General features: G+C 42.1%; 1 protein-coding gene and 1 pseudogene. Both read left to right on the forward strand.

Annotation, left to right across the window (positions count from 1 at the left end; all coding sequences use genetic code 11):
• Positions 1 to 252, forward strand: a pseudogene (locus tag F6K38_RS40965) (hypothetical protein); the annotation flags it as partial.
• Positions 249 to 1,815, forward strand: a 1,567-nt coding sequence (locus F6K38_RS40970; protein WP_287360564.1) for an NB-ARC domain-containing protein, incomplete at its 3' end; no start/stop codon positions are given. The pseudogene F6K38_RS40965 and the gene F6K38_RS40970, both read left to right, overlap by 4 nt.

Below are 1,815 nucleotides of genomic sequence, written 5' to 3' on the forward strand. Positions count from 1 at the left end.
AAACAGTCTCCAGATACAGTAACTGCGATCGAGAAAACCCCAGAGCAATCTCTTCATTATGCCAAGGTGGTATTGGAAGTAGAAGCAGCAGCTAAGCAAAATCCGGAAGTTGCCCAAGCTATGGAGCGTTTAGTGACTACTGTTGATGCTCAAGCTTTGCCTAATTTAGAGCAAATTATTCAAGAGATTACTAAAGCATTGGAATCCCACCAAGCTACGCTACTAGTTAAAATTACAACATTGAGAATATGAATAACCAAACTCGATTCAATCAAGCTCCCCCACTACCTCTGTATTATGTGGAACGCCCGGAAGTTAGCCAACGACTAAAACAAATCCTTTTATCCCAAGAAACATCAAAAGCTGGCACCTTAGTAGTTAGTGCCATCTATGGCTTAGGAGGAATTGGAAAATCCACCATTACTGCTGCGTTAGCCCATGATCCAGAGGTTCAATCCCATTTTACCGATGGTATTTTTTGGGCAACCTTAGGTCAGCAACCTGATATCTTATCCTTTCTAAGTAGCTGGATACAGCAATTAGGAGATTATGACTTCAAAGCGATTAACATTGATAGCGCTTCTTTACAATTAAGAACGTTATTATCCGATAAAAAAGCCTTGCTAGTAGTGGATGATGTTTGGCATCCTGACCATGTTGAACCCTTTCGAGTCGCTGGGGATGGCTGTCGGCTTTTAGTAACTACCAGAGAAGCCCAGGTTGAAGGTGCGATTGCCTATGATTTAGACGTGATGACTCCCAATCAATCCTTGGAGTTATTAATGTCTTGTTTACAGCTGTTTTCAGATGAATCGACCTCACTACCTTTAGCTACAAGCCCCCTAAATCCCCCAATTCTGGGGGACTTTAACTCAATTTCCCCCCAGAATTGGGGGGCTAGGGGGGCGGGGGACTTTAACTCAATTTCCCCCCAAAGTTGGGGGGCTAGGGGGGCGAAAATTGCTGTAACCAACCAGCTAACTAATCAAGACCTGGAATATGCTGAAACCTTAGCCAAAACTGTGGGATATTTACCCCTGGCCTTAGAATTAGCTGCTGCCCAAGTTAGAGATGGCATCTCTTGGCAGGAGTTACTGGATGAGTTACAAGATTTAATTGTTGGCATAGAAGCCTTGGATAGATTGAAAGCAGAGGAAGAGCCAAGTGACGCTAAGCGCAAAAACTATAGTCTAGTGGCTTCCTTGAATCTCAGTTTAAAGGGATTATGCGACGACGAGAGGTTGAAAAACTTTGCTTGGTTAGGGGTACTGCCAGAGGATGTTACTATTACTGAAACCATGGCCACAACGTTATGGGACTGTAATTTAGTTGAAGCTAAAGATACGTTAAGATACTTACGACAAAAAGCGTTATTACTACCAGGTTTATCTACTACACCAGAAACTAACTATCGCCTCCATGACTTGTTACATGATTTAGCCCGTCGTCTGGTACAATCAGAGTTAGGATTATCAATTACCGAAGCTCATCAACAATTATTAGAACGTTATCAAACTAAGACCGATAAGGGATTATGGCATACTTTACCCGATGATGGTTACATCTATAGTCACTTATTCTGGCATCTAGAGAAAGCTAAAAAAATTAATGACATTCATCAACTCCTGAAAGAAGAAACTCCAGCAGGAGATAACGGTTGGTATTGGCAGTGTGAGAGACAGGGGAACACTGCTAATTTTATCAAGGATGTATCGAGAGCTTGGGCAATAGCAGCAGATAATTTTACAGAAAATCCTACAGAATCGATTAGTTTACAGTGTCGGTATGCTCTGATTACCACATCCCTCAACAGCT

It is taken from the genome of Moorena sp. SIO3B2, from assembly GCF_010692525.1.
GTDB lineage: Bacteria > Cyanobacteriota > Cyanobacteriia > Cyanobacteriales > Coleofasciculaceae > Moorena > Moorena producens.